Raw genomic sequence first — 23,911 nt, forward strand, 5'->3', positions numbered from 1 at the left:
AGTATGCCGGGCTCAACCTCGGGGGTACCGGTGATCTTCCAGCGTTCACTCCCGGCGAACAAACCCGCCGCCGCCGGGCGCCGGATCAGGCGGGGCCCGCCCCGGCCGGCGTCGACCGGGAAGCATCCGCATCCGGGTGCACCAGCCGGCTGAAGCGTGAGGCGTCGGCGGCGCGGGGCAGGTTGTTGAACATCACGTACGCCGGACCGGCGCCGACGATGCCGGCCAGCCGGGCCAGCTCGTCGTCCGAGTAGACGTGGCGGGCGCCGGTGATGCCGTGCAGCCGGTAGTAGGCCGTCGGGGTCAGGCTGGGGCGCAGGAACGGGTCGGCGGCGTGGGTCAGGTCCAGCTCCTCGCACAGCTCCCGGACCACCTCGTCGGGCCAGGGACCGCGCGGCTCCCACACCAGCCGGACACCGGCCGGGCGGCGCGCCCTGGTGAGGAACTCGCGCAACCGCGCGATGGCGGGCTCGGTCGGCCGGAAGCTCGCCGGGCACTGCAGCAGGATCGTGGTCGCCTCCAGGATCGAGGCGCAGGCGAGCGTGGTGTCCCAGGCGCGGGCGACCACGGGCGTCCACCGGAAGCCGCCGACCTCGGCGCGTTCCTCGGCACTCAGCGGTGTGCGCAGCCGCCGGTACGTCGAGCTCCTCGCCTCATGGGTGATCAGCTGCCACGCCTTGACGGTGAACTCGAAGCCCGGCGGCACGGTGGCCCGCCACCGCCGCAGCGTCGTCTCGCGGGGCGGCTCGTAGAAGGTCTGCTGCACCTCCAGCACCCCGAAGCGTTGCGCGTAGGACCCCAGAGCCATGCCGGCTCCGCACAGGCCCACCTTCACCGGCGTCATGCGCGGTGCATACCCACCCCATCCCGCGCAAAATCCCTAGCGGCCGGCCGCGGTCAGGAACGGGTCGTCGGAGACCCAGCCGTCCACGACCCGGGTGCGGGGCTCGTAGTGGGCCTTGACCAGGACCTTGACGAGCCGCGTGACGGTGCGGGTCTCGTACCGGGCCTTGACCCAGACCCTCGTCCTCCTGCCCCGGACGGTCGTGCTGACGTACCTGCCCTTGACGTACACCTTGGTCGGGGTGCTGACCTTCCTGGTCGTGTGGTGCGCCGCGACGTACGCCCGGAAGCTCTCGGCGACCTTGCCGGGCCGCTGCCACGCGTGGGCGGTGACGCTGCGGCCCGCAACGGTCCTGGTGACCGGCCGGTACGTCCAGTGGGCGCACTCGGCGTGCCAGGTGGTCCGGGCGTCGACGCGCTGGTTGATCCGGAAGCACAGCCGGGCGGTCCGGGCGCCGAACGGGTCGGCGAGCACCGGCCAGGTGCCCTCGCTGTCGTAGACCCGCCGCATGCCCTCGTAGAGGTTGTAGGCCATCTTGGGGTAGCCGTAGTCGTTGGGGTGCAGGCTGTCGAACAGCGCCAGGCCGCCGATCATCGACTGGTCGACCAGGTGGACCCCGGCGTCCTTGCTCGCCACGACGGCGGGGATCGTGGTGTTGAACATCGCGATGCGGGACCGGTACGGCTCGATGTGGCCCTGGACGAGCTTCTGCACGAAGATCTCGGCGTCGGGCAGGTCGGCGCGGATCTGATCGATCAGCGCGGACAGCCGCATCGAGGTCTCGGTGACGTTCCTGCCCTGGGAAACGTCGTTGGTGCCGATGTGCAGCAGGACCACGTCGGGCCGGTAGGTGGCCAGCCAGCCGTCGACGTTCGCGGCGATCTGGTCGATGCGCCAACCGGGGTGGCCCTCGTTGTCCGGGTCCGGGGTGTCCGCGGTGCCGTTGCGCTGGGAGCCGACGAAGTCCACGTCGAGGCCCGCGGCCTGCAGCTCGCGGTAGAGCAGCGGCCGGTAGCCGGTGGAGTGAGTCTGCGTCATCGGGTGGCGGGAGCCGGTGGAGCCGCTGCCGTGGGTGATCGAGTCGCCCAGCGGCATGACCTTGAGCGGCGCCGCGGTCCCGGTCGCGGCCACCGGCACGGCTGCCTGAATGCCGGGCGCGGCGGCGGCCTGGGCGCCGACCGGCACGGCGAGCAGGCCCAGGGCGGCCGCGGCGGCAGCGCGGGCGATCAGGCGGGCGGCGGAGGTGCGGCGCATCGTCACGCGATTGCCATCGGCCCCCGCGCCGCCCGATTGAGCGGATCACCCGTCCCCCGGGGGTGCGGGCTCGTTGCGTCTCGGGGCCCGTCCGGTTGAGCCCTGCACGCCGCGGCGGGGAGGTAATCTCGGTCGATGTTCTCGCCCCGAGGCCCGTCCCTGCGCGAACTGGTCGGGCAGGCCCTGTCCTCGGTCGAACGCGGCTACGACGACCTCGCCCCGAAGTTCGACCACACCCCGTTCCGGACCCCGGACGGCATCCTCGACGCGACCGTCGAGGCGCTGTCCGGCCAGGGACCGTTCGGCACGGGGCTGGACGTGTGCTGCGGCACCGGCGCGGGGCTGAGCGTGCTCCGGCGCCTCTGCCGCCACCAGGTCACCGGCGTCGACTTCAGCGCCGGCATGCTCGAGCAGGCGCGCAGGGCCGATCCCGGGGCCGTCCTCGTCCGGGCCGACGCCCGGGCGCTGCCGTTCACCGACGCGTTCGACCTCGCCGTGAGCTTCGGAGCGCTCGGGCACTTCCTGCCCGCCGAACGCCCGGCGCTCTTCGAGGGGATCCACCGGGCGCTGCGCCCCGGCGGGCTCTTCGCGCTGGCGATCGGCGCGTCCCCGCCGCCGACCTCGGTGGCGCACTGGGCCGGGCTGGGCTTCGACCTGGCCATGCTGGTTCGCAACACCGTGGTGCGGCCGCCGTTCGTCATGTATTACCGCACCAACCCGCTGCGCGCCGTCCGGCAGGATCTCAAGGCTGCGGGCTTCACCGTCGACACCGTCCCGCTGACGGCGCTGGGCCGGCACCGCGACGGCAGCCCACGGTTCTGGCTCGTCCTGGCACGCAAGCCGGTGCCGGGCCCGTCGAGCCGGGAGTAGCCGGGCCCGCCTACACGGTCAGCCCGAACCGTGCGACGATGCCCGGCAGCCACTCGGGCTCGCCGAACTGCAGGCCGTAGCGCTCCGCGAGGTCACCGCCCTCCTCGGCCGCCTCCGGCCCGGCCGCGATCAGCTCCGCCACCTCGCGGAAGAAGTGCTCGAAGCCGGCCGGGCTGATGATCTCGATCATCCGGGCGGGCACCGAGCCGGCGTTCCACATCGCGTGCAGCTCGCCGCGCGGCTTGCCGATGTAGCCCCCGGCCCGAGCACCACCTCGCGGTCGCCCGAGCGGAAGCCGATCTCGCCCTCGGTGACGATCGAGTACTCGTCCTCCCGGGTGTGCAGGTGCGGCGCCACCAGCGCGCCGACCGGGAACGGGTGCTCGACGATCGCCAGCGCGCCGCCGGTGTCCTCGCCCCACAGCTTGAAGTGCACGCCGATGTCGCCCAGGTCGCCCACGCGCCCGCCGCCCGGCTGCACCACCGTCAACCGCGGCTGCTCCGAAGTCGTCATGCGACGTGCCTACCGCATTCGGCCGGCCACAGGCCAGCGATTTCGGCTTGTCCGGGGGGTGTAACCACGGTTACTTTTGTCGGGTGAGCGATGGAGGGACGTGGGTCGTGCTGGTGTACCGGATACCGCGGGAACCGTCGCGGCCGCGGATCGCGGTGTGGCGCAAGCTGGAACGCCTCGGGGTGGCGCGCCTGGGCGACGGCGTGGTCGGGTTGCCGGCCGACGCCCGTACCCGGGAGCAGGTCGACCGGATCGCCGACGAGATCCTCGCCGCCGGCGGCAGCTGCACGGTGTGGCTGGCGCGGCCGGCAACCGCCGCGCAGGAGCGGCAGGTCGTGGCCGGCATGCGTACGGCCCGGGCTGCGGAATATGCGGCGGTGACCGCGGAGGCCGAGGCGGCCGTCCCGGCGGACCCGGCGGAACGGGAGCGGGCGCTGCGCCGGCTCCGGGCCGAGCTGCGGCGGATCAACCGCCGTGACTTCTTCCCGCCGGCCCAGCGCGACACCGCCCGCGCCGCGGTGCAGGCCCTGGCCGCGACCGGCGACCGGCAGCTGGCATGACCGAGGTGGGCACACAGCGCGACGTGGTGCCGTTCCGCCAGGCGGTCAAGGCGTGGTTCCTGATCTCGCTGCAGACCTTCGGCGGCCCGGCCGGACAGATCGCGGTCATGCAACGCCACCTCGTCGACGAGCGGCGCTGGATCGGCCAGAACCGGTTCCTGCACGCGCTCAACTACTGCATGCTGCTGCCCGGCCCGGAGGCCCAGCAGCTGGCCATCTACGTCGGCTGGCTGCTCAACGGCCTGCGCGGCGGCCTGGTCGCCGGCACCCTGTTCGTGCTGCCCGGCGTGGCCGCGCTGCTCGCGCTGTCGGCCATCTACGTCGGGTTCGGCGACACCACCGTGGTCACCGGCCTGTTCGCGGGTCTGGGCCCGGCGGTGGTCGCCGTCGTCGTCCAGGCCGTCTGGCGGGTCGGCAGCCGCGCCCTGAACAACCCGGTCCTGATCGGCTTCGCGGCCGTCGCGTTCCTGGCCCTGGCCGCGTTCGCCGTGCCGTTCCCGATCGTCGTGGCCGCCGCGGCCCTGGCCGGGTGGGCGCTGCACCGCTGGCGGCCCGCCCTGATCAGCACCTCGGGCGGGCACGCGGGCGCCCAGGACGGTCCCGCGCCGCTGATCCCCGACGACGCGCTGCACCACGACCGGCCGTCGCTGCCCCGGGCCATCAAGATCCTGGTCGTGGGGCTGGTCCTGTGGTTCGTGCCGGTGGCGCTCGTCGCGGTCTGGACCGGCGCCGGCAGCGTCCTCACCCAGCAGGGTCTGTTCTTCTCCGGTACGGCGGTGGTCACCTTCGGCGGCGCCTACGCCGTGCTCGCCTTCGTGGCCCAGCGGGCCGTGGAGCACTACGCCTGGCTGTCGGCCGGCGACATGGTCCGCGGGCTGGCGCTGGCCGAGTCCACCCCCGGCCCACTGATCATGGTGGTGCAGTTCGTCGCGTTCCTGGGCGCCTACCACCGGCCCGGCACGCTCGACCCGTGGGTCGCCGGGGTGCTCGCCTCGCTGCTGACCACCTGGGTCACCTTCGTGCCGTGCTTCCTGTTCATCCTGCTCGGCGCCCCCTACGTCGAACGGCTGCGCGGCAACCGGGCCCTGTCCTCGGCGCTGACCGGCATCACCGCCGCGGTCGTCGGTGTCATCGCGAACCTGGGCCTGTACTTCGCGGTGCACACCTTCTTCACGCGCAGCCACACCGTCACCCCGGGCCCGCTGCGCCTGGAGGTGCCCGACCCCGGCTCGATCCGTCCGGTCTCCGTGGCGATCGCCGTGGTCGCCGCGGTGCTCATCTTCCGCCTCAAGTGGTCGGTGCTGCGGGTTCTCGGCGTCAGCGCTGTGCTCGGCCTGGTGGCCGCCCTGACGGGCCTCGTGTCGAGCTGACCCGGCGAGGCCGGCCGTCGTCGCGGTGGTCAGGACGGCAGCGCCGGAACGGGTGCGGGCGCCTTGACCTCGCCCAGGCGCAGCAGGGTCGTCACGCGCCGGGCTCCGATCCTCGGCAGCGCGCGCAGGACGTCCTGAAGCGCCCGGGCGTCGGCGGCGGCCACGTGCAGCAGCACGTCGTCGGCTCCGGCTATCGCGTCGGCGCGGAGCACCGCGGGCATCCCGGCGAGGGCCTCGGCGAGGCGCCGGTCGCCGGCGTCGGAGTGCTCGCTGAGCGTGATCAGCACGAAGGCTTCGACCTTGCTCCCCGCCCGGTCCGGGTCGACGACCGCATGCACGCCCGTGATCACCTTCTCGGCACGCAACCGCTGGACGCGGCGCAGCGTCGCCGCCGGGGACAGCTGGACCCGCCGCGCGAGCTCGATGTTGGGCAGGTCCCCCTCGCGCTGCAGGAGGTCGAGAATTACGCAATCTTTGTCATCCAGAGCGGCCATCATCGTAGTTTAGTTGCGCCGAAAGCGGCTCTGACGCGATTGATTTGTCGTCGCGACACCTGTCCCTGCACGCTCCCGGCATGACGCGCATTTCCGACCGACGGCGCCGGTTCTCCCGCCAGGAGTGGGCTCTCGCCGCCATCACCGCGGTGTGGGGTTCGACGTTCCTGACCGTGCACAAGGCCCTCGCCGTGACCGGGCCGTGGTCGTTCGTGGCCTTGCGGTTCGGGTTCGCCGCGGTGGTGCTGGCGGCCCTGTCGTGGACGGCGCTGCGCGGCCTCACCCGCCGCGAGCTCGGCGTCGGCGCGTTGATCGGCGTGAGCCTCTGCGGCGGGTACGGCCTGCAGACGATCGGGCTGGAGACCGTGTCCAGCTCGATGTCGGCGTTCCTCACCGCGCTGTACGTGCCGCTGGTCCCGCTGGGGCAGTGGGCACTGAGCCGCCGGGCGCCCGGCGCGGGGGCCTGGGCCGGCATCGCGTGCGCCTTCTGCGGGCTGCTCCTGCTCACCGGCGTCACCGCGACCGGCCTGCAGTGGGGAACCGGCGAGACGGCCACCCTGCTGGGCACCGTGGCCATCGCCGTCGAGATCCTGCTCATCGGGCGCTTCGCCGGCACCGTCGACGCCCGCCGGGTGACCGTCGTCCAGCTCGCGGTGTGCTCGCTGCTGGCGGCCGTCGCTCGCCCCCTGTCCGGCGAGGACCTGCCGGCGCCGTCGTGGACGCTGGGCCTGACCGTCGTGGCTCTCGGCCTGGCCACCGCCGTCATCCAGGTGGTGATGAACTGGGCGCAGCGCACCGTCTCGGCGACCCATGCCACCGTGATCTATGCCGCCGAACCGGTGTGGGCGGCGCTGCTGGGCCGGCTGGCCGGCGAACGGCTGGGCCTGTCGTCCCTGGGCGGCGGCGTTCTGATCGTCGTCGCTGTGCTGGTCTCCGAGCTCGGCGGCCGGCAAGCCCCGCCCTCGTCCCCACAGCAACCGGCCGAACAGGCCGGGCGCCGAGCAGTCAGTCGAGCGGGTTGAGCCGGTCGGCGTCGGCGGCGAGGGAGTCGTCCGGGTCGACGGGCCAGGCGTCGAGGCCCGGATCGTTCAGCAGGTGGTGGGCGAGCTCCGCCGTGCCACCGACCAGCGTGGAGTCGAAGTCGATCTCGGTGGCGACGCACCAGGCCCGGTCCGCGGGCCAGAACAGGTTGGGCGACTGGGGCAGAAACCAGTCCGGACGTGGGCGGTCACCGAGCTGCAGGGCCGCGTGCAGCGGCCCGGTCAGCAGGACGTAGTCCCGGTCGCCGTGATGCACCTGAGCCGGCACTGTTCGAGGCAACCAGCCCCAGCCGTCCCACAGACAGAAGAAGCACGACCCCGGTACGGCGGTGTGCTGAGCGAGAATGCCGCAGAGCCTTGCCAGTTCCGGCGGCGCCAGCTCCCCGCACCAGGGATCGGAACCCGCCCACCGGGCCGCGCCGGCCAGGGCGCGCCACTGCATCGTCGGGTGCGCCCGCCGTCCCGTCGCGGCGGCAACGGCGGACCAGGTGACCTGCCGGCCGGTCTCATCGTCGACGGGGTGGCAGATCCGCACGTACGCGGCGTAGCCCACGGGAACGTGCCGCGTCACCGCCCCGAAGGAGCCATCGAGGCGCGGCTTGATCCAGGAAGCGGCCGCTACGTCGTCGTCGCGAGCGAGCCTCAGGTCGGCGGTCTCCACCACGTCAGGATGACTGATCTCCGGGCGCACCACGGCGGCTCGTCGGGGAGAGTCGGTACCCCGGTCGGGTGACGCCGGACCTTCACGACCGGGCCGCCGCGGTCATGGGCTGACAGTATCTGGGCGTGCGTCGTTCCATTTTTGCCCCCATCGTGTCGGCCGTGACCAGCGCGGCTCTCGCCGCGACCGGTGTTGCCGCACCCGCCTCGGCCGGCGACGGCTACCGGGCCTCGGTCGAGACCATCGACAGCGCCCGGGCGAGCGCGATGGTCGGCGTTTCGTGGCGTCGAGGCTGCCCGACGCCGATCTCGGACCTGCGCCTCGTGGAACTGACACACTGGGGCTTCGACGGCGTCCGGCACCGAGGCGAGCTGATCGTCCACAAGGACGTGGCGCGCGGCGTGGTGGACATCTTCCATACGTTGTACCGGATGCGTTTCCCGGTCAGGCGGATCCTTCCGGTCGAGCACTTCGGCGCCGACGACAACGCGTCGATGGCCGCCGACAACACCTCGGCGTTCAACTGCCGCCCGATCACCGGCTCGACGCGCGGTTTCTCGGTGCACTCGTACGGCAAGGCCATCGACATCAACACGCTGGAGAACCCGTACGTCAAGGGCTCGATCGTGCAGCCGCCGGCCGGCAAGCCTTTCACCAACCGCGCGAACGTCCGCCCCGGCATGATCCGGCACGGCGACCGCGTGTGGCGCGCCTTCACGAAACACGGCTTCACCTGGGGCGGGGACTGGACGTCGCTCAAGGACTACCAGCATTTCGAGGCCCCTGTCTGAGCCGCGCCCTCAGCAACGGATACTCACCAAGGTGACGCCAGGACAGACAGGACCGCGGCGCGTCAGGCGAAGGTCGCCGGCCGATCCGTCGAAAGATGACGCGGCGGCGGCGACTCACATCTTTCGGCGGACGATGGCGGACGATCGTACGCCATAGACTCGGCTCCCATGAACAAGCCGACAGCATGGGCCGTGTCGGCCGAGCCGCTGTGGCGGCATCGCACGCGCGTCGTCGATGTGTCGGTCGCAGTGGTGTCCGCCGCCACCACAGCCGGTCCGGCGATGGACTCCACGCTCTTCGGCGGTTCGCCGTACCTGCCCGGGCACTCGTCGGCGGTGATCTACCTTCCTCTGGCGCTGATCGTCGGGGCCGCCGCGCTCGTGCGCCGCCGGTGGCCGCTGATGCTGGCGGCCTGTGCGCTTCTGGGCTGGATCGCCGCGGCGGCGTACCCCGCGGTCATCGTCGGGCAGTACGCTCTCGGCGCCTACGAGCGCTCCCGCCGTGCCGTCATGGGGACGACAGTGGTCGTGCTGCTGGTGGTGGGCTTCCCGTTCCAGCAGCAGGGGCTCGACTCGATCATTCCGGTGACCGTCGCGGTCTGCGTGGCCCCGGTTCTTCTCGGTCTGTGGGCGGGCAGCCGCCGTGAGGTGGTGCGCGGCCTGCGGGAGCGGGTGCAGCGCGCGGAATGGGAACGTCAGCTCGTGGCCGATCAGGCGCGGGCCGAGGAGCGAGCGCGGATCGCGCACGACATGCACGACGTCGTCGCGCACAAGGTGAGTCTCATGGTGCTGCACGCGACCGCGATGGAGACCCAGAACGTTCCGCTCGCCGGGCGGATCCGCACGATCGGCCGGGAGACCCTCGAGGAACTGCGGACGCTGGTCGGTGTGCTGAGTACCGACGAGCGCGCACCGCTCGCCCCGCAACCGACGCTCGCCGACCTGGACACGCTGGTCCGGCGCTGTGCAGAAACCGGCACGCCCGTCACGATGAAGGCCTCCGGCTCCACCCGGCAGCTGCCCGCGATCATCGAACAGGTCGGCTACCGCGTTGTCCAGGAGGCTCTGACCAACGTGCACAAGCATGCCGGCTCTGCCGATACGACGGTCCAGGTGCGGTACGGCCAGGACCGGCTGCAACTCACGATCACCAACCGCCGGCCGGCCTCGCCGGGAGCAGCCGGTCAGGTCCTGCCGCCCGGCGGTCATGGCCTGGTCGGGTTGCGCGAGCGCGTCCAGTTGGTTGGCGGGCGGCTCACGGCGCAGCCGACGCCCGACGGCGGGTTCGAGGTGGACGCCGATCTTCCCATTCCGGCGCAGGGGACCGTGTGATCCGGGTTCTTGTCGTCGACGACGAGTGGATGGTGCGCGCCATGCTGCGGACGATTCTTGAGTCCGCGCCCGACATCTCGGTGGTCGGGGAGGCCGGTGACGGAGCGGAGGCTCTCGTCCAGGCACAGCGGCACCGGCCCGATGTGGTGCTCATCGACATTCGCATGCCCGGCCGGGACGGACTGTCGGCCACCCAGGAGCTGGTCCGGCTACCGATGCCGCCGAAGGTGATCATTCTGACCACCTTCGACCTGGACGAGTACGTGCGGACCGCCCTGCGCAACGGCGCGGTCGGCTTCCTGTTGAAGGACGCGTCCGCGGACGAGATGATCGCTGCGGTCCGTGCCGCCGCCGCGGGGGACGCGATGCTCTCGCCGCGTGTGACCCGCCGTCTGCTGGAGACCTTCGCCGCCGCCCCGGAGCCACCGCTTGACCCCGGCCGGCATGCGCGGGCGAGGGAGCGGCTCAAACCGCTCAGCGACAAGGAGTTCGAGGTGCTGCGGGAGCTGGCCGAGGGATTGTCCAATGCAGACATCGCCCGGCGCCTGCACCTGAGCGAGGCCACGGTGAAGACCCACGTCAGCCGGATTCTGGCCAAGCTGAAGCTGACGAACCGGGTGCAGGCGGCGATCCTCGCGCACCATGCCGGGCTTGCCCAGGGACATCTCGGCGGAGAAGGGGGATGACCATTCACGACCTCCCGGACCGAGTGACCGGACACCCTCGGCCGAGGCCGGCGCGGGCCTCCATCGAAAGATGCAGCACATCGCGGCGCTGATGCGACTGAAGCAGCCGGTATCGCGACCTTCCGATGATTACGGCGCATCGGTCACTGGATAGCGTGAAGCGGAAAGCGCTACCCGGAAGAACGGCGACATCAGGGAGCCGAATCGATGCAAGCACCCGTTTCCGGCCGCAGAAAGGAACCCGGCCGTGCAGGTGAGAACGACCGGATAATTCGCATCCTGCTCGCGGCATTCGCCCTTCTGGCGGTCGTGACAACTGTTTCGCTGGGAGTCGATTCGGGCCGGGGGCCGATCGGCGACACAGGACTCGTCTTCTATCCTCCGGCAGCCGTCGGACACGCCATCCTGGCACACTATTACGGTCGGCCCTGGGCCCGGCCGGTGCTGGTCGTCACCGAGTCGATCCTCGTGCCGTTGCAGTTCGTCCTCAGCATCCCGTCCAATCTACCGCTGCTCGGAATGCTGCTCAGCGGAATGATCGCAGTGCTCTTGAAGCCACGTTTCCCGCAACTCTCACCCCGGTCCAGGAAGTTGTTCCTGTGGCTGCACGTCGGCCTCTCGGTGAGCTGGCTGGGCCTGTCGATGGCGATGCTGGTGCTCAGCCTCGTCGGCCAGTTCACGGACGACCGCGTGCTCGGTCATGACGCGTACCGCATCATGCATCTCTTCGATCTGGTCATCGTCATCCCGATGGTCTTCCTCGCCATCGTCTCCGGGCTCGTGGTGTCCCTCGGAACCAAGTGGGGACTGATCCGCAACAAGTGGGTCCTCACCAAGCTCATTCTCTCGCTGGCCATTCCGTCCGTTGCGGGTTTCCAGCACCACTGGATCAGCCGGCTCACCGAGCGGACGGCTGACGGCGCCACCACCGATCCCGGTGGTCTCGCCCCGGTCCTCACCCTCTGCATGGCCGGCTACGCGGTGATTCTCTGGACGGCGACCGCGCTCTCGGTGTGGAAGCCGTGGGGAAAGACCCGGTGGGGACGGCGGGCGATCGAGGCCCGTCGCGGCCGACCCGGCGGTGCGGCGCCGTCCGCGGGCGACACCGCTGCCCTTCGCGCCGTCGCCGAAGGCCCAGCTGTATGAACCCGTCGAGGAAGACATTCCGGCTGAAGGAGCCGATTCCATCGAGCACGCCCGCAGCCGCTTCGATGGGATCCGTCCGCTCTCGAAGGCCTGCCACCCGCAAAGGCCGGTGCAGTGACCCTCGTCCACCAAGAGGCCGCGCGGTCTCAGCGGTCGGGCCTCTCGCCGGCGACGCTCGCGGTATTGCTTTGCTGCCATTCCCGGGGGCTCAAGCCGTACGCGGCTCTGAAACGGCGGGCGAAGTGCCTGGCGTCCTTGAAGCCCCAGGCGCGGGCCGTCCTGCCGATGGAGCCGGCAGCCGAGGGCAGGCGGCGAAGCTCCTCGCGGGCTCCCTCCAGGCGACCCCGCATGACCCACTCGGCGAGGTGCTCCCCCTGCGCGGCGAACGCCGCATACACCGCGCGTACGGAGACGGCGTGCTCGGCGGCGAGCCGGGCGGCGCTGAGGTCGCGGTCCCGCTGGTGCTGACGGATGAACACGGTCAGCCGAAGGAAGAGGGTGCCGTTGACGGCCTCGACGGTCGACGGCGACTGCCGGGCGGCGGCCGAGGCGATCAGGGCGCGTACGAGGTCTGTGGTGGCGGACGCGAGCATCGACAGGGCGGGGCCGGAGCCCATGGCGTCGACGACGGTCGGCAGGTCCCGTAGGTGCCGTCGGGTCATCGCGTACAGCGGGCTCGCCGCCAGGCCGGGTATCGCCGAGCGCACAGTGTCCACAGTGAGGCCGAGGCGGCGGTAGTCCAGGATCACGGCCTGGTTCGCCGATCGGCTGTCGACGAAGAAGGCGTACGGCGATGTGAGGTCGACCAGTTGCAGTTCGCCGATGCGGTCGCCGCGGGGATGGTCGCGGTGGTCGAGATGCACGGCGCCCGAGCGGGGCAGCCCTAAGGAGATCTGCTCGGGATCGTCCGATCGCTGGTGCTTGCGGGTGCGCGCCATCCGGTGGCCGTCGGTGATGGTGTGCAGAAGGCCGGCGCCCAGCCCCAGATCCCACCTGCTGATCCGGCAGCGGGACCCCTCCGGCGCCGAGACGCTCGCGAGCGCGCCGGCGGTGGACAGGGCCGCGCACAGGGCGTCGGCTCGCTCGCGCCGGGGCAGGCGCGTGGTGTCGAGGAGTACGGCCATCCCACCCTCCCTTTCGTACAGCCCGAGGGTAGGACGCGGGGAAAGCCTGCACAGTCGGACCATCGTCTGCATTTGGAGACCATCACGGCGGGACACGGGGACAGTACATTCGCCTCACCGCCGCGTGTGCGGTGGCGGCGCCGACGTGGTCGGAGACCGTGCCTGAAGGAGCGGGAAAGGTGAACGACGACCCACCGGTGATGCACGGCCGCGATCGTGAACTGGCCGCGGTGGAGACGCTTCTGACCCAGGCGTGCGCGGGTCGTGGCGCAGCGCTCGTCGTTCGCGGTCATGCGGGGATCGGCAAGACGATGTTGCTGACCGCGGCCCGGCGCACCGCGATCGGCGCCGGCATGACGGTGCTGCAGACCAACGGCGCGGAGGCCGAGGCGGCGCTGCCGTTCGCCGGGCTGCACCAGCTGCTGATCCCGCTGCTCGGACGCCTGGACGGGCTGACGCCACGATTGCAGCGCACCCTGCGCGCCGCATTCGGTGAGGAGGGTGAGCGCCCGGATCTGTTCACCGTGGGGCTGGCCGTGCTCGAACTGCTCGGCGACTGTGCCGCCCGCGGCCCGCTGCTCCTGCTCGCGGAGGACGCTCACTGGCTGGATCCGGAGACGTCGGACGTGCTCGTCTTCGTCGCTCGGCGGTTGAGCGTGGAACCCATCGCGGCGGTGATGACCGTGCGTGCCCAGCACACGGAGGTTCTGGCCCGCACCGGCCTCGGCCAGCTCACGCTGGGCGAGGTCGACGACGACGCAGCGCGCCGTATCCTCGACGACCATGCACCCGGGCTGGCGGCCGGCCTTCGCGAGCAGGTCCTGGCCGAGGCGGCCGGGAATCCGCTGGCGCTGGTGGAGCTCCCCCGTGTGCTGGCCTCCGACGCCGGCGGCGGACCGCAAGGGCTCATTCCTCTCAACGAACGCCTGGCGACGGCGTTCACCGACCGGTTCTCTCAGCTGCCCACGGCAACCCGAGCCGTGGTGGCGGCGTTCTCGGCCGACACCGGCTGCGCGCCGGCGACCCTGCTGGCGACCGCGGGCGTTCTGACCGGCGCGGAGATCGCGGTGACGGCGCTGCAGCCCGCCATCGACGCCGGGCTCCTGGAGGTTCAGTCCCAGCGGCTGCGCTTCCGGCATCCGCTCATCCGGTCGGCGGTCTACGGCTCGATCGGTGACATCGCCCGGCTGACCATCCATTCCGTGCTGGCCGACGCCGTCGCCGAGGACCCGGACCGGCGCGCCTGGCATCGCAGCGCCGCGACGTTGGGCACCGACGAGGACGTGAGCGTCGAGCTCGAGGCCGCGGCGGGCCGGGCACTGGACCGCGGCGCCCTCGGCGTGGCTGTTACCGGCTTGGAGCGGGCCGCTGAGCTCACCGGTGATCCCACCCGGCGCTCGTCCTTGCTGCTCGGCGCGGCCGACCTGGCCTCGCAACTGCACGACCGCCGCATCGCCGCGCGGTTGTTCGCGAAGACCGATCCCGGGCCGGCCGGCACCGTCGACCGCTGCCGGCTCGCGCTGGTCGGCGACGTCGTCGACCCCGGAGACCTCAATGACACCGCCCGGATCGCCCGGCTGTGCGATCTCGCCCTCGATGCCCACGCCGCCGGTGACACCGATCTCGCCGCGTCGCTGTGCTGGCGGGCGGCCTCCCGTTGCTGGTGGGCTTGCCATCCGGCCGAGGTCGGCACGCGCGTCACCACGGTGCTTGCCAAGCTGGAACTCGCCGCCGACGATCCGCGGGCAGTGGGGATCGCCGCCTACGCCCAGCCGGACGCCTTCGGCCCGGCGGTTCTGCGGCAACTGCCCACCCTGGTCCCGGACCGCACCGACATCGACGGCATGCGGTACCTCGGCGGAGCGGCGCTGATCCTCGGCGACTTCGTCACCGCGTCGTCGTTCATGGCGACCGTGGCAGCCGGATACCGGGCCCAGGGTCGCGCCGCGCTGCTGGCCCGCACTCTTTCCTCGGCCGGTTTCATCCGGCTGTGGCTCGGCCGATGGCCGGCGGTGCGAGCCGACACGGAGGAGGCCGAGGCGCTGGCGGAGGAGACCGGTGAACACTTCTGGGTGGTCGCCAGCAGGGCCAGCCGGGCATTGCACGAAGCGATGTGCGGCAACAGCGACACGGCAACCCGGATAGCGGAGGGCGTGCTCGCAAGCCCCCTCATCGCCGGCGTACGCTTCGCCGCCGAGGCGGCACAGCACGCCCGCGGCGTCGCAGCCAACGCCGCCGGACGACACGACGAGGCACTCGAGATCCTGCTGCGCATCTTCGATCCCGCCGACCCCACACACCACCTCGACATGTCGGGCTGGGCGCTACCCGATCTCGCCGACGCGGCCGCGCGATCGGGCCGCCGCCACGAGGTCCGCGACGTGCTCACCCGCGCACAGGAGCGAGCCGCGCGCTTTCCCTCGCCGATGTTGCACCGCTCGCTCGCCTACGCCACCGCCGTGCTCGCCTCCGACGAGGACGCCGGCCACGCGTTCGCGAACGCCCTCGCCATGGACCTCACCGACTGGCCGGTGCACCGGGCACGATTGCAGTTGGCGTACGGGACCTGGTTGCGCCGGCGTAAACGCATCCTCGAGTCGCGGCCCGTCCTGCGTGCCGCCCGGGACGGCTTCGACGCGCTCGGCGCCCGCGCGTGGGGCCGGCTGGCGCGCGAGGAACTGCGCGCAGCCGGCGAGGACAGCGCCGGCCGGGCCGTCACCACAGGCGAACGTCTGACCGCCCAGGAGCTGCAGATCGCCATGCTGGCAGCCACCGGGCTGAGCAACCGGGAGATCGGCCAGCGGCTGTTCCTGTCCCACCGGACGGTCAGCTCTCACCTTTACCGGATCTATCCCAAGCTCGGCGTCAGCGGCCGCGCTCACCTGCGGGCAGCTCTGGCAGCCCACCAGTCCGTCCCCTGAGAACAGTCACCGTACGGATGCCTGACCGGGCCTGCCCGCGCACCGTGTGGTGCAACCCGCCCAGCGCTCGGAAGGTGTGCCCATGAAGGACGTCCGTCTGACCCACATCGGCGGCCCCACCACCCTGCTGGAAGTCGCCGGATGGCGCCTGTTGACCGACCCGACGTTCGACCCACCCGGACGGCGCTACTCCTTCGGCTGGGGAACCGGCTCCCGCAAGCGGACCGGCCCGGCGCTCGCCATCGGCGACGTCCTTCCGGTCGACGCGGTCCTGCTCACCCACGAGCACCACGCCGACAATCTCGACGACGCGGGGCGGGAGCTGCTCGCCGGGACCCCCCTCGTCGTCACCACCCGAGCCGGCGCGCGCCGGCTCGGTCCTCGAGCACGCGGGCTGCGGCCATGGGCGTCCACCGAGCTGACGGCGGCCGGCAGGCCCCGCATCACCGTCACCGCCACCCCGTGCCGGCACGGCCCACCGCTGAGCCGGCCGATCGCCGGACCGGTCGTCGGGTTCGCGCTGCGCTGGGACAGCCAGGACCACGGCGTCTTCTGGATCACCGGCGACACCGTCCTCTTCCGAGGCGTCCGACAGGTGCCGCAGCGCATGACAGTCGACACCGTCCTGTTACACCTGGGCGCTGTCCGGTTCCCGCTCACCGGACCGGTGCACTACAGCATGACCGCGGCCGAAGCCGTCGAACTCTGCCGGCTCGCGCAGCCGCGAACCGTCATCCCGGTGCACTACGAAGGCTGGTCCCACTTCAGCCAGGGACGCGACGCGGTGGAGATGGCGTTCGCGGCCGCCCCGGACAACCTGGCGGAACGCCTGCACTGGCTTCCGCGGCGGCTACCCGACGGCGCCGGCGGCTGACCGTCAACCTACAGATGCGTCGCAGCGGCATCGCGAGCCACGGTGAGCACCACATCGCCTCGGCAGAACGGAAGACTCACGATGACCACACGAAGATCTCTGCTGGCCGGCTCGGCCGCAGCCGCGACCGGAGCCCTCGCCGCGCACTCGTACGGCGGCATGGTGATCACCAACGCGGCCGTCGGCAAGCCCCACATCAAGGCGCTGGTCTATGTCGCCGCGTTCGCCCCGGACGAGCACGAGACGCTGCAGGGCCTCCAGCTCAAGTTCCCGGGCAGCAAACTCGACCAGGCCGCGCTGGAGCTACGGCCGTACCGCACGCCGGACGGCGCCGCCAGTCGCGACGGCTACGTCAGGGCCGACGTCTTCCGTGAGGTCTTCTCGGGCGACCTGCCCGAACGGGTCACCGCCGTCATGGCCGCCACCCAGCGACCCGGCGACGTCCGCACGCTGCTCGAGCCGTCCGGGGCGCCGGCCTGGAAGACCATTCCGAGCTGGTACCTGATCGCCCGCAACGACAATCTGATCCCGGCGGCTGCGCAACGCTTCATGGCCCGCCGCGCCCGCGCGCGCACCACCGAGGTCGACGCCTCCCACGTAGCGATGATCTCCCAACCCCACGTCACCGCGGAGGTCATCAGAGCCGCCGCCCGGTGACAGACACCGGCCGGCCCGCCGTTGCCCGCACGGCATCACCGACACCCACAACGAGCAGCTCAGCCGAGATCTGCTCGCGTCCGGCGAAGGAGTACGGAGCATGAGCACCATCGTTCTGGTCCACGGCCTCTGGGTCACCCCGCGCAGCTGGGAACATTGGGTGCCCTACTACGAGGCCAAAGGTCACACGGTTCTGACCCCGGCGTACCCCGGGTTCGAGGTCGAGGTCGAAGCCCTGCGCGCCGACCCCACCCCGATCGCGTCCATCACCGTTCCCGAAACCGTCGCGCACCTGGAGAAGGTCATCTCGGCGCTGCCCGAGAAGCCCATCATCATGGGCCACTCGTTCGGCGGAACCCTGACCCAGCTGCTGCTCGACCGCGGCCACGGCGCGGCGGGCGTGGCCATCGACTCCGCCCCGCCGGAGGGCATCCGGGTCAGCCCACCCTCACAGATCAAGTCCCTGTTCCCGATCCTCAACAACCCGGCCAAACGCCACCAGGCCGCGGGTTTCACCGCGGAGCAGTGGCACTACGCGTTCACCAACACACTGTCCGAGCAGGACTCGCGGGCCGCGTACGAGCGGTACGCCATCCCGGCTCCGGGTGGCTGGGTCTGGGCGTACGGGCTCCTCGCCAACTTCACCCCCGGCAAGCAGGAGACCTGGGTCGACTTCGCCAACAGCGACCGGGCCCCGCTCCTGTTCATCGCCGGCGGCGCCGACCACATCATGCCTCCGTCGGTGAACAAGTCGAACGCCCACCACTACAAGGCGCCGGGCACCGTCACCGAGTACCGCGAGTTCCCCGGACGATCCCATTGGACGTGCGCCGAACCCGGCTGGGAGCAGATCGCCGACACCGCCCTCGACTGGGCGCTCGCCCACGCCCGCTGACCCGTCGGACACGGAGCCCGGCGCGACATGCCGGGCTCCGGAACGCCGCATCATGGGGGTGTGGATGACTGTGCGGCCTTCGATCGGCTCTGCAAGAAGGTGTACGCCGCGGCGCGGGCGGGAGCGGTGGACTGCACCGACGCGTTCGATCTGGCCGCCTCCGTGCTGCAGAACGGGACGGCGGATCGGGATGCCGCCGAGCTGGCTTCGTTGAGCCTCGAGTGCACGCCGGCAAGCCGTACCCGGATGGCCGAGCTTGCCCGCGCCCTGCTCGTGGCGGTCGGGTTCGAGCCGGGCTTCTCGGAGGAGCCGGAGTGGCTCGTGCGCCTCGAGGAAGCCATGCGCCTGGTGAACCACGACCTGGCCGTGACCGGGTTGCCCCACGGCTGCCGGCTCCGCGTCCAGGACGACGAGCCGGGCCGCACCGGCAACGCCTACGCCGAGGCGTGGGACGGGCACACGGGCACCGCGCAGGGCGTCTTCCCCGCGTCGGGTGCTGACCCGGTGTCCGCGCTGGTGGCGGTGGCCGAAGACGCGCAGGATGCGGTGATGCACGCTCTCTGGTCGGCTTGGCCGGTGTGCCCCACGCATGGGCTCGGTGTTCACGCCCGGGTCCACGAAGGGGTCGCCGTCTGGTGGTGTGCCGGCCATGTGGTCGCGCCGATCGGCAGATGGCCGGGCCGCTGAGCCGCACTTGACGGCCGTCGCCGGACGTACCGCGGCGGCGTTCACGAATGTCGGTGACCGCCGCCGCTTCGCCGCTGCCGGAGGTCAGTCCTCCAAGTCGCAGTCGAGCTCGTAGCCGGTGAAGGAAGCGGCCCGGTTCCACCGCCAGCCGCCCTGCTCGCCAGGCTCGACCGCCACGCAGGGCAGGCTCCTGCCCACCCGGAAGACCCGGAAGGTGATCGTCTGGCTGCAGTTGTTGCGGAAGTAGACGGTCTGATTGACCAGGCCCACGTCGTGCTTGACGACGACGCAGTCCTCCGTCGAGCCGTAGTAGTCGGCGGACGCGGCCGACGCGGGCGCCGCGAGGCCGAGGGTCGCGGTGACGGCAAGGGCGAGGCCGGCAACGAGTCGCATGGTCTTTTCTCCGTTCGTGATGGGACCTGATGCCGCCACCACGGGCCTCGAGCCGGCCCGGTTCACACGAGTACTTCGAACGGGTGAACGCAGAGCGCGGGCCGGGCGACGAAGTCACGCGCGGCATGGACGCCTTTCCCGGCAGGGCCGGCCATTCCGCCGCCACGAGTCGTTCCATCGTCTGTCGATGCCGGAAAGCGCGCTGCGCGTTGTCCGGACGGATGCGGTCAGTCCGTCGCGATGCGGCGTTCTCTGTCGGCCCACCAGGTGATGAGTTGCCGGGCGAGGCTCCAGGTGCGGGGCGTGCCGATGCCGCGCCGAGGAGACGATCCAGGACGTCACGGCGGGATCGGTCTCGGCACGAAGCCGCGTCCGCAGGGGCGGGACCGTCTCGTGGCTGAAGGGACGGCGGCCGCCGGGGTGCTCGTCGCCGAGCTCGCGCGGGATCCGCACACCCAACTCTCGTCGTGTGGGGTTGCGGTCGCAGGCAAGCGCGCACGCGTGCTCTAAAGTTCCGCGGGTAGGCAGCTGATGCAGGGCGAGCGTGCTGGGCCGGGGCATCGCGGGTGCCTCGATCGGGGCTGCGACTACCGGCCGGCATCGCACTGGTCAGGGTGACGGTGGCGGGCGTACGGCATGATCGTCGGCGTGGGTGGGCTGCGCCGGCTGGTGGTGTTGCTGGTGGTTCCGCTGGTGGCCTCGTGCTCGGAGCCGTGGCGGGCCACCAGTGGGCTCGCGCCTGCACCTGCGCCGAGCGTGGCGGCCTCGCCCGCCGTTGTTCCGTCCTCGGCGGGCCCCGCTGCTCCGGTGGCGATCGAGTCCCCCTCCGCGTGCGCGCTGATCGGCGTGCTGATCACGGCGGATCGGGGGGACGCGGCCATGGGATACCGGGAGATGGGACTGCACGTCCGGAACTGCGGTGCCGAGCCGTACGAAGTGCGAGGGCGGCCGGACATCGTCGTGCTCGACGGGGACGGCCGTCCGCTGAAGGTCGCCGTCGTGGCCAGCGGGCACTACACCGCGGCGCCGCGGCGTCTCGTGCTCAAGCCGGGCGCAAGTGCGGTGGCCGTGCTGTCCTGGCGTAACACCGTCACGAACACGAGCGGCGGGGCGGACACCGGGGCGTCGCTGGCGGTGGCGGTGTCCGCGGGTGCGACGCGCCAGCTCGTCGCGCTGCAGGCGCCGCTCGATCTCGGCAACACCGGACGGCTCGAGACAAGCGCCTGGACGACCGCGGAAGCGCTCGGCGGGGCGCAGCCCTGAAATCCGGGGGTATGCGCGGCCGCGAGCCGGGGTAGTAATCCGCAGGACTGTTCTGGCCGGGGGTGGGAGGATCGGTGGACAGGGGCAGGACCGGCAACGGCGACCGGGGGCGGCCTTCCAGCAGCTACACCGGTGAGGTGCCCGCGCAGACGCTGGCACAGACACTCGGCGAGCTCGCGCTCTCGCTGCAGGCCGAGGAGGACCTCGGCGCGACGCTGGACGCCATGGTGCGGGCCGCCGTGGAAACCATTCCGGGGGCCCAGTACGCGGGGCTGACCGTCCTGCGGGGCACCCGGACGGTGGACGTCCGAGCGGCGTCCGACGAGCTGGTGCACCGCGTCGACCGGGTGCAGAACGAGACGGGGCAGGGGCCGTGCCTCGACGCGGCACTGCAGCAGCAGACCGTACGCGTGCCCGACCTCGCCGCGGACGACCGGTGGCCGGATTTCACGAGCACCGCACTGGCGATGGGCGTACGGAGTGTCCTGTCCTTCCAGCTGTACGTGCTGCACGACAACCTGGGTGCGCTGACGCTGTACGCCACGCAGCCGAACGCGTTCGACGACCAGTCGGAGCAGGTCGGGTTGTTGTTCGCGGCGCACGCCGCGGTGGCGATGGCCGGAGCGCAGCAGCGCGACGACATGAACACCGCCGTCGCGACCCGGGATCTCATCGGGCAGGCCAAGGGCATCCTCATGGAACGCTACCGGCTCACCGCCGACCAGGCGTTCACCCTGCTGGTGCGGGCCAGCCGCAACACGAACACCAAGCTGACCCAGGTCGCCCGCACGGTGGCGGAGACCGGGCAGTTCCTGGAGCGGACGGTCGACGCCGCCCCGGGAACGCGCCACCGGTCGCGGCGCGGCAGCATCCCCCTCTGACGCCCGGCCGGGGCTAGCTCGGGCACCACGACGGGTCGCGGCCGATGAAGCCCAGCAGCCGGGTCTGCGCGTCGGCGCCGGCCGGCACGGGCACGCGCGGACCGTACTGCCCGGAGGAGCGCATCAGCTCCTCCATCGGTTCCATCCCGGTCACCAGCAGCTCCGCGTAGTCGGCGTCGAGGCGGTCGTCCTGGCCGGTGGCGCGGGCCAGGTCCCAGGTGTGCATGAAGACGTCCGTGGTGTAGAAGCGGTCGACCGCCTGATCCAGCGGAAGCTCACCGATGTGCGGGTTGGCGAACGTCCGCCCCGGCGTCGCCGGATCGTCCAGCACCGCCTGCACCGCGTCGGCGTGGGTCTGCCAGGCGGCGACCGGGTCCTCGTCCACGCCCGGCCCGCGGGGCAGCTCGATCCCGGCGCCACCGGCGAGGAAACCGGGGAACCACTCCACGAGGTGACGCACCACGTCGCGGGCGGTCCAGCCGGCCACCGGCGCGGCGGCGTCCCACGACTTGGTGGCGCGGACCCGGTCGGTGAACGTGCCCGCGATCACGCGGTGCCGTTGCGCGGCAGTCAGTTCGGCCAGTGTCATTCGTCCATCATCCTTTCGAGCTTGCGGTATCCGTCCTGCATGCCGGCCTCCATGCCGCTTCGCAACCAGCCGTCGCGGGTCTCGAAGCTGTCCACAAGCGACCGCGTACGCAGCCTGGTCCGTCCGTCGCCGAGGTCCTCGAACCACAGCGTGTTGAGCGCCACCCCGTCGGGGTCGCCCTCGTACGTGAAGGTCTGCGCCAGACGGTCGGGCCGGACCTCGTGGAAGCAGCCGTAGAAGGCGTACGACTCGTCGCCCCGCACGGAGAGGTACCGGAAACTTCCTCCCGTACGGGCTTCCCAGTGCTCCACGCGGGTCTGCATGCTGTCCGGGCCGACCCACTGCGCGAACAGGTCGGGGTCGGTGTGGGCCCGCAGCAGCCGCGCGGGGCGCGCACGGAACTCGCGGGTGATCCAGATGATCGGAAGCCGGGGATCGGCCTCGACGTGCGTCATGACTCCGGCTCCTCGTCGTCCATCGCGGCCAGCACCCGGTCGAGTCGCTGGTAGCGCTCCTCGGCCCGGCGCCGGTAGCGCTCGAGCCACCCGTCCATGAGCTCCAGCGCGTCGAGCTCGAGGCGCACCGAACGCGGCTGGGGACCCGGCGGCCGGCTCACCACGCCCGCCTCCTCCAGCACCCGCAGATGCTTGTAGACGGCTTGCAGGCTCATCGCGTACGGCTCGGCGATCTGGTTGACCGTGGCGTCGGCCACCGACAGGCGCGCAAGGATGTCGCGCCGGGTGGGGTCGGCGAGCGCCGCGAAGGTGCGGGAGAGCGTGTCGGCGGGCATCGCGACCAGCCTTTCAACTGGATGGTTGAAAGACAAGCTAGTCGCCGCCGGAGCCGGGGTCAAGAACCTCGGTGGCGCGGGAGGGTCGATGATCGAGGAGCGCTGCCCGGGACCGACCTCTGGCACGGCTCCGAGGTCCTGCCCGCCGACCTGCTGACCATCTACTGCCTGCTGCACGGCGACGCGGAGACCCTGCCGAGCGGACCGGCCCTGACGGGCGAGGCACATCTGGATCCGCTCAACCCGCGCCGGACGTGCTTCCCGGGGGACCCGGAGGAGCCGGACGACCGCGACTACTGGGCGTCGATCCTGCGGCTGCCGCAGGCGCCGGCCGAGCGGTGGACCGACGTACGGCCGGGGGTCGCCTCAGGACGGCTGGACGTCGCCCGCGTTCCTTTCGAATAGTTCGGCGGCGAGCGTGGGCCTGCGCGCATCTGGGCACCGGCGAGGGCGTACGGCATCTGGTCGCCGGGGTCTCCAGGGGCGGGCTGCTCGCCGCGCACCTCAGCTTGCAGCGACCGGACCTGTTCGGCGGCGGGGTCGCGCAGTCCGGGAGCTTCTGGTGGCCCGAGCCCAGCCACGGCGAGCCGGGCGCCGCACCTTCGCCGACGGCTTGCTGGCCGTCCGGGGCCGATAGGACGGGACCGGCCGACTGGTCGATCTTGTCGGCCGGTCGGTCACACCTGCCGGGGGGCGCCTGACTTCGCCACTGTGGACCCGTAGCCTTCGCCGGACCCCCACCCCCGGAAGGCTTCCCTCGTCGTGCGCGCGTTGTTCGTGATCGTCCTTGCCGTCCTGGCCGGCTTCGTCCTCAGTCCCCTCTTGCACGCGGACGCCGGCTGCGCGCCCGCCGCCGCACCGGTGCACACAGGTCTGAGCGAGGAGCAGGTCGCCAACGCGCGCCTCATCGTGACCGTCGGCGACCAGCGGCGGGTGCCCGATCAGGCCCGGGTCATCGCGGTCGCCACCGCCCTGCAGGAGTCGAGCCTGCGCAACCTGCGCGGCGGCGACCGCGACTCGATCGGCCTGTTCCAGCAGCGGCCCAGCCAGGGCTGGGGCACGCCGCGGCAACTGTCCGACCCGGCCTACCAGACCCAGAAGTTCTACGACAAGCTTCTGCGCACCGACGGCTGGCAGAAGATGCGGGTCACCGAGGCGGCCCAGGCCGTGCAGGTCTCGGCCTACCCGGAGGCGTACGCGAAGCACGTCCCCGCGGCGACGCGCCTGGTCGAGGCGCTGAGCCACCCGGCCTCCTGCACCACTGAGGTCTGATCCC

At 71.7% G+C, this 23,911-nt stretch carries 28 protein-coding genes; 17 read left to right on the forward strand and 11 right to left on the reverse strand.

Annotated elements, in window-relative coordinates; genetic code table 11:
* Positions 1-85 precede the first annotated feature (85 nt).
* Entirely contained in the window at positions 86-808 is a 723-nt protein-coding gene (locus ACSNN8_RS32295) for a DUF72 domain-containing protein (RefSeq protein WP_436653761.1), read from the reverse strand.
* 72 nt (positions 809-880) lie between these two features.
* Complete coding sequence (locus tag ACSNN8_RS32300; RefSeq protein ID WP_436655480.1) at positions 881-2,098, reverse strand: SGNH/GDSL hydrolase family protein; 1,218 nt, start codon at positions 2,096-2,098, stop codon at positions 881-883.
* 135 nt (positions 2,099-2,233) lie between these two features.
* Between ACSNN8_RS32300 and ACSNN8_RS32305 the strand changes: the two genes are divergently transcribed.
* On the forward strand, positions 2,234-2,968 hold the full coding sequence (locus tag ACSNN8_RS32305) for a class I SAM-dependent DNA methyltransferase (protein ID WP_436653762.1): 735 nt from the start codon (positions 2,234-2,236) through the stop codon (positions 2,966-2,968).
* A 10-nt stretch (positions 2,969-2,978) separates the two neighbouring features.
* Here the strand turns inward: ACSNN8_RS32305 and ACSNN8_RS32310 are convergent, their stop codons facing one another.
* Together ACSNN8_RS32310 and ACSNN8_RS32315 are read right to left on the reverse strand one after the other, a co-directional pair.
* Positions 2,979-3,158, reverse strand: a complete 180-nt coding sequence (locus ACSNN8_RS32310) for a hypothetical protein (RefSeq protein ID WP_436653763.1) — start codon at positions 3,156-3,158, stop codon at positions 2,979-2,981.
* The gene (locus ACSNN8_RS32315) at positions 3,155-3,481 is read right to left on the reverse strand and encodes a hypothetical protein (RefSeq protein ID WP_436653764.1); all 327 of its coding nucleotides are present in this window, start codon (positions 3,479-3,481) and stop codon (positions 3,155-3,157) included. The genes ACSNN8_RS32310 and ACSNN8_RS32315 overlap by 4 nt, the downstream gene beginning before the upstream one ends.
* Positions 3,482-3,564: 83 nt before the next feature.
* Here ACSNN8_RS32315 and ACSNN8_RS32320 point away from each other — a divergent pair, with 83 nt between their 5' ends.
* Both ACSNN8_RS32320 and chrA read left to right on the forward strand, forming a co-directional pair.
* The gene (locus tag ACSNN8_RS32320) at positions 3,565-4,041 is read left to right on the forward strand and encodes a Chromate resistance protein ChrB (RefSeq protein WP_436653765.1); all 477 of its coding nucleotides are present in this window, start codon (positions 3,565-3,567) and stop codon (positions 4,039-4,041) included.
* Positions 4,038-5,411, forward strand: a complete 1,374-nt coding sequence (gene chrA, locus ACSNN8_RS32325; protein WP_436653766.1) for a chromate efflux transporter — start codon at positions 4,038-4,040, stop codon at positions 5,409-5,411. The genes ACSNN8_RS32320 and chrA overlap by 4 nt, the downstream gene beginning before the upstream one ends.
* Before the next feature lie 29 nt (positions 5,412-5,440).
* On the opposite strand, the gene ACSNN8_RS32330 is transcribed toward chrA, so the two are convergent.
* Positions 5,441-5,905, reverse strand: coding sequence for an Lrp/AsnC family transcriptional regulator (locus tag ACSNN8_RS32330; protein ID WP_436653767.1), 465 nt, complete (start codon positions 5,903-5,905; stop codon positions 5,441-5,443).
* A gap of 80 nt (positions 5,906-5,985) precedes the next feature.
* Between ACSNN8_RS32330 and ACSNN8_RS32335 the strand changes: the two genes are divergently transcribed.
* A complete protein-coding gene (locus ACSNN8_RS32335; protein ID WP_436653768.1) occupies positions 5,986-6,927 on the forward strand; it encodes a DMT family transporter in 942 nt (313 codons plus the stop codon).
* Here the strand turns inward: ACSNN8_RS32335 and ACSNN8_RS32340 are convergent.
* Entirely contained in the window at positions 6,911-7,606 is a 696-nt protein-coding gene (locus tag ACSNN8_RS32340) for a hypothetical protein (protein ID WP_436653769.1), read from the reverse strand. The genes ACSNN8_RS32335 and ACSNN8_RS32340 overlap by 17 nt on opposite strands.
* Before the next feature lie 161 nt (positions 7,607-7,767).
* On the opposite strand from ACSNN8_RS32340, the gene ACSNN8_RS32345 reads away from it, so the two are divergent.
* The 4 genes from ACSNN8_RS32345 (at position 7,768) to ACSNN8_RS32360 (ending at position 11,561) form a co-directional block, all read left to right on the forward strand.
* A complete protein-coding gene (locus ACSNN8_RS32345; protein ID WP_436653770.1) occupies positions 7,768-8,397 on the forward strand; it encodes a M15 family metallopeptidase in 630 nt (209 codons plus the stop codon).
* Positions 8,398-8,589: 192 nt separating this feature from the next.
* A complete protein-coding gene (locus ACSNN8_RS32350) occupies positions 8,590-9,729 on the forward strand; it encodes a sensor histidine kinase (protein ID WP_436653771.1) in 1,140 nt (379 codons plus the stop codon).
* The gene (locus ACSNN8_RS32355) at positions 9,726-10,415 is read left to right on the forward strand and encodes a response regulator (RefSeq protein WP_436653772.1); all 690 of its coding nucleotides are present in this window, start codon (positions 9,726-9,728) and stop codon (positions 10,413-10,415) included. Before ACSNN8_RS32350 ends, ACSNN8_RS32355 begins: the two co-directional genes overlap by 4 nt.
* Before the next feature lie 207 nt (positions 10,416-10,622).
* The gene (locus ACSNN8_RS32360) at positions 10,623-11,561 is read left to right on the forward strand and encodes a hypothetical protein (RefSeq protein WP_436653773.1); all 939 of its coding nucleotides are present in this window, start codon (positions 10,623-10,625) and stop codon (positions 11,559-11,561) included.
* A 146-nt stretch (positions 11,562-11,707) separates the two neighbouring features.
* Here ACSNN8_RS32360 and ACSNN8_RS32365 read toward each other — a convergent pair whose 3' ends face one another.
* Positions 11,708-12,685 carry a helix-turn-helix transcriptional regulator gene (locus tag ACSNN8_RS32365; protein WP_436653774.1) on the reverse strand — a complete coding sequence of 326 codons (978 nt, stop codon included), beginning with the start codon at positions 12,683-12,685 and terminating at the stop codon, positions 11,708-11,710.
* Positions 12,686-12,864: 179 nt separating this feature from the next.
* Between ACSNN8_RS32365 and ACSNN8_RS32370 the strand changes: the two genes are divergently transcribed.
* The 5 genes from ACSNN8_RS32370 (at position 12,865) to ACSNN8_RS32390 (ending at position 18,719) form a co-directional block, all read left to right on the forward strand.
* Positions 12,865-15,606 carry an ATP-binding protein gene (locus tag ACSNN8_RS32370; RefSeq protein ID WP_436653775.1) on the forward strand — a complete coding sequence of 914 codons (2,742 nt, stop codon included), beginning with the start codon at positions 12,865-12,867 and terminating at the stop codon, positions 15,604-15,606.
* 82 nt (positions 15,607-15,688) lie between these two features.
* On the forward strand, positions 15,689-16,480 hold the full coding sequence (locus ACSNN8_RS32375) for an MBL fold metallo-hydrolase (RefSeq protein WP_436653776.1): 792 nt from the start codon (positions 15,689-15,691) through the stop codon (positions 16,478-16,480).
* A gap of 81 nt (positions 16,481-16,561) precedes the next feature.
* A complete protein-coding gene (locus ACSNN8_RS32380) occupies positions 16,562-17,137 on the forward strand; it encodes an alpha/beta hydrolase (protein ID WP_436653777.1) in 576 nt (191 codons plus the stop codon).
* Positions 17,138-17,237: 100 nt separating this feature from the next.
* Positions 17,238-18,032, forward strand: coding sequence for an alpha/beta hydrolase (locus ACSNN8_RS32385; RefSeq protein WP_436653778.1), 795 nt, complete (start codon positions 17,238-17,240; stop codon positions 18,030-18,032).
* A 27-nt stretch (positions 18,033-18,059) separates the two neighbouring features.
* The gene (locus ACSNN8_RS32390) at positions 18,060-18,719 is read left to right on the forward strand and encodes a hypothetical protein (RefSeq protein ID WP_436653779.1); all 660 of its coding nucleotides are present in this window, start codon (positions 18,060-18,062) and stop codon (positions 18,717-18,719) included.
* Positions 18,720-18,803: 84 nt separating this feature from the next.
* Here ACSNN8_RS32390 and ACSNN8_RS32395 read toward each other — a convergent pair whose 3' ends face one another.
* Positions 18,804-19,112 carry a hypothetical protein gene (locus ACSNN8_RS32395; RefSeq protein WP_436653780.1) on the reverse strand — a complete coding sequence of 103 codons (309 nt, stop codon included), beginning with the start codon at positions 19,110-19,112 and terminating at the stop codon, positions 18,804-18,806.
* 636 nt (positions 19,113-19,748) lie between these two features.
* Between ACSNN8_RS32395 and ACSNN8_RS32400 the strand changes: the two genes are divergently transcribed.
* The gene (locus tag ACSNN8_RS32400; RefSeq protein WP_436653781.1) at positions 19,749-20,375 is read left to right on the forward strand and encodes a DUF4232 domain-containing protein; all 627 of its coding nucleotides are present in this window, start codon (positions 19,749-19,751) and stop codon (positions 20,373-20,375) included.
* Positions 20,376-20,449: 74 nt separating this feature from the next.
* Positions 20,450-21,256 carry a GAF and ANTAR domain-containing protein gene (locus ACSNN8_RS32405; RefSeq protein ID WP_436653782.1) on the forward strand — a complete coding sequence of 269 codons (807 nt, stop codon included), beginning with the start codon at positions 20,450-20,452 and terminating at the stop codon, positions 21,254-21,256.
* Between the two features lie 13 nt (positions 21,257-21,269).
* Here the strand turns inward: ACSNN8_RS32405 and ACSNN8_RS32410 are convergent, their stop codons facing one another.
* The 3 genes from ACSNN8_RS32410 to ACSNN8_RS32420 are packed head-to-tail and all read right to left on the reverse strand — an operon-like array spanning position 21,270 to position 22,635.
* Complete coding sequence (locus ACSNN8_RS32410; protein ID WP_436653783.1) at positions 21,270-21,845, reverse strand: TIGR03086 family metal-binding protein; 576 nt, start codon at positions 21,843-21,845, stop codon at positions 21,270-21,272.
* Entirely contained in the window at positions 21,842-22,300 is a 459-nt protein-coding gene (locus tag ACSNN8_RS32415; RefSeq protein ID WP_436653784.1) for an SRPBCC family protein, read from the reverse strand. The genes ACSNN8_RS32410 and ACSNN8_RS32415 overlap by 4 nt, the downstream gene beginning before the upstream one ends.
* Positions 22,297-22,635, reverse strand: a complete 339-nt coding sequence (locus tag ACSNN8_RS32420; protein WP_436653785.1) for an ArsR/SmtB family transcription factor — start codon at positions 22,633-22,635, stop codon at positions 22,297-22,299. The genes ACSNN8_RS32415 and ACSNN8_RS32420 overlap by 4 nt, the downstream gene beginning before the upstream one ends.
* 21 nt (positions 22,636-22,656) lie before the next feature.
* Here ACSNN8_RS32420 and ACSNN8_RS32425 point away from each other — a divergent pair, with 21 nt between their 5' ends.
* Both ACSNN8_RS32425 and ACSNN8_RS32430 read left to right on the forward strand, forming a co-directional pair.
* On the forward strand, positions 22,657-23,040 hold the full coding sequence (locus tag ACSNN8_RS32425) for an enterochelin esterase domain-containing protein (protein WP_436653786.1): 384 nt from the start codon (positions 22,657-22,659) through the stop codon (positions 23,038-23,040).
* A gap of 357 nt (positions 23,041-23,397) precedes the next feature.
* Positions 23,398-23,907 carry a peptidase M23 gene (locus tag ACSNN8_RS32430; protein ID WP_436653787.1) on the forward strand — a complete coding sequence of 170 codons (510 nt, stop codon included), beginning with the start codon at positions 23,398-23,400 and terminating at the stop codon, positions 23,905-23,907.
* Positions 23,908-23,911 lie beyond the last annotated feature (4 nt).

The organism is Actinoplanes sp. URMC 104, assembly GCF_051386375.1.
Taxonomy (GTDB): Bacteria; Actinomycetota; Actinomycetes; order Mycobacteriales; family Micromonosporaceae; genus Actinoplanes.

Bases quoted from the DNA above. Each gene is read 5' to 3' on its own strand.
- ACSNN8_RS32295 (WP_436653761.1), bottom strand. From the start codon at position 808: ATGGCTCTGGGGTCCTACGCGCAACGCTTCGGGGTGCTGGAGGTGCAG.
- ACSNN8_RS32300 (WP_436655480.1), bottom strand. From the start codon at position 2,098: ATGCGCCGCACCTCCGCCGCCCGCCTGATCGCCCGCGCTGCCGCCGCG.
- ACSNN8_RS32305 (WP_436653762.1), top strand. From the start codon at position 2,234: ATGTTCTCGCCCCGAGGCCCGTCCCTGCGCGAACTGGTCGGGCAGGCC.
- ACSNN8_RS32310 (WP_436653763.1), bottom strand. From the start codon at position 3,158: ATGATCGAGATCATCAGCCCGGCCGGCTTCGAGCACTTCTTCCGCGAG.
- ACSNN8_RS32315 (WP_436653764.1), bottom strand. From the start codon at position 3,481: ATGACGACTTCGGAGCAGCCGCGGTTGACGGTGGTGCAGCCGGGCGGC.
- chrA (WP_436653766.1), top strand. From the start codon at position 4,038: ATGACCGAGGTGGGCACACAGCGCGACGTGGTGCCGTTCCGCCAGGCG.
- ACSNN8_RS32330 (WP_436653767.1), bottom strand. From the start codon at position 5,905: ATGGCCGCTCTGGATGACAAAGATTGCGTAATTCTCGACCTCCTGCAG.
- ACSNN8_RS32335 (WP_436653768.1), top strand. From the start codon at position 5,986: ATGACGCGCATTTCCGACCGACGGCGCCGGTTCTCCCGCCAGGAGTGG.
- ACSNN8_RS32360 (WP_436653773.1), top strand. From the start codon at position 10,623: ATGCAAGCACCCGTTTCCGGCCGCAGAAAGGAACCCGGCCGTGCAGGT.
- ACSNN8_RS32365 (WP_436653774.1), bottom strand. From the start codon at position 12,685: ATGGCCGTACTCCTCGACACCACGCGCCTGCCCCGGCGCGAGCGAGCC.
- ACSNN8_RS32375 (WP_436653776.1), top strand. From the start codon at position 15,689: ATGAAGGACGTCCGTCTGACCCACATCGGCGGCCCCACCACCCTGCTG.
- ACSNN8_RS32380 (WP_436653777.1), top strand. From the start codon at position 16,562: ATGACCACACGAAGATCTCTGCTGGCCGGCTCGGCCGCAGCCGCGACC.
- ACSNN8_RS32385 (WP_436653778.1), top strand. From the start codon at position 17,238: ATGAGCACCATCGTTCTGGTCCACGGCCTCTGGGTCACCCCGCGCAGC.
- ACSNN8_RS32390 (WP_436653779.1), top strand. From the start codon at position 18,060: ATGCCGGGCTCCGGAACGCCGCATCATGGGGGTGTGGATGACTGTGCG.
- ACSNN8_RS32395 (WP_436653780.1), bottom strand. From the start codon at position 19,112: ATGCGACTCGTTGCCGGCCTCGCCCTTGCCGTCACCGCGACCCTCGGC.
- ACSNN8_RS32400 (WP_436653781.1), top strand. From the start codon at position 19,749: ATGATCGTCGGCGTGGGTGGGCTGCGCCGGCTGGTGGTGTTGCTGGTG.
- ACSNN8_RS32410 (WP_436653783.1), bottom strand. From the start codon at position 21,845: ATGACACTGGCCGAACTGACTGCCGCGCAACGGCACCGCGTGATCGCG.
- ACSNN8_RS32415 (WP_436653784.1), bottom strand. From the start codon at position 22,300: ATGACGCACGTCGAGGCCGATCCCCGGCTTCCGATCATCTGGATCACC.
- ACSNN8_RS32420 (WP_436653785.1), bottom strand. From the start codon at position 22,635: ATGCCCGCCGACACGCTCTCCCGCACCTTCGCGGCGCTCGCCGACCCC.
- ACSNN8_RS32425 (WP_436653786.1), top strand. From the start codon at position 22,657: ATGGTTGAAAGACAAGCTAGTCGCCGCCGGAGCCGGGGTCAAGAACCT.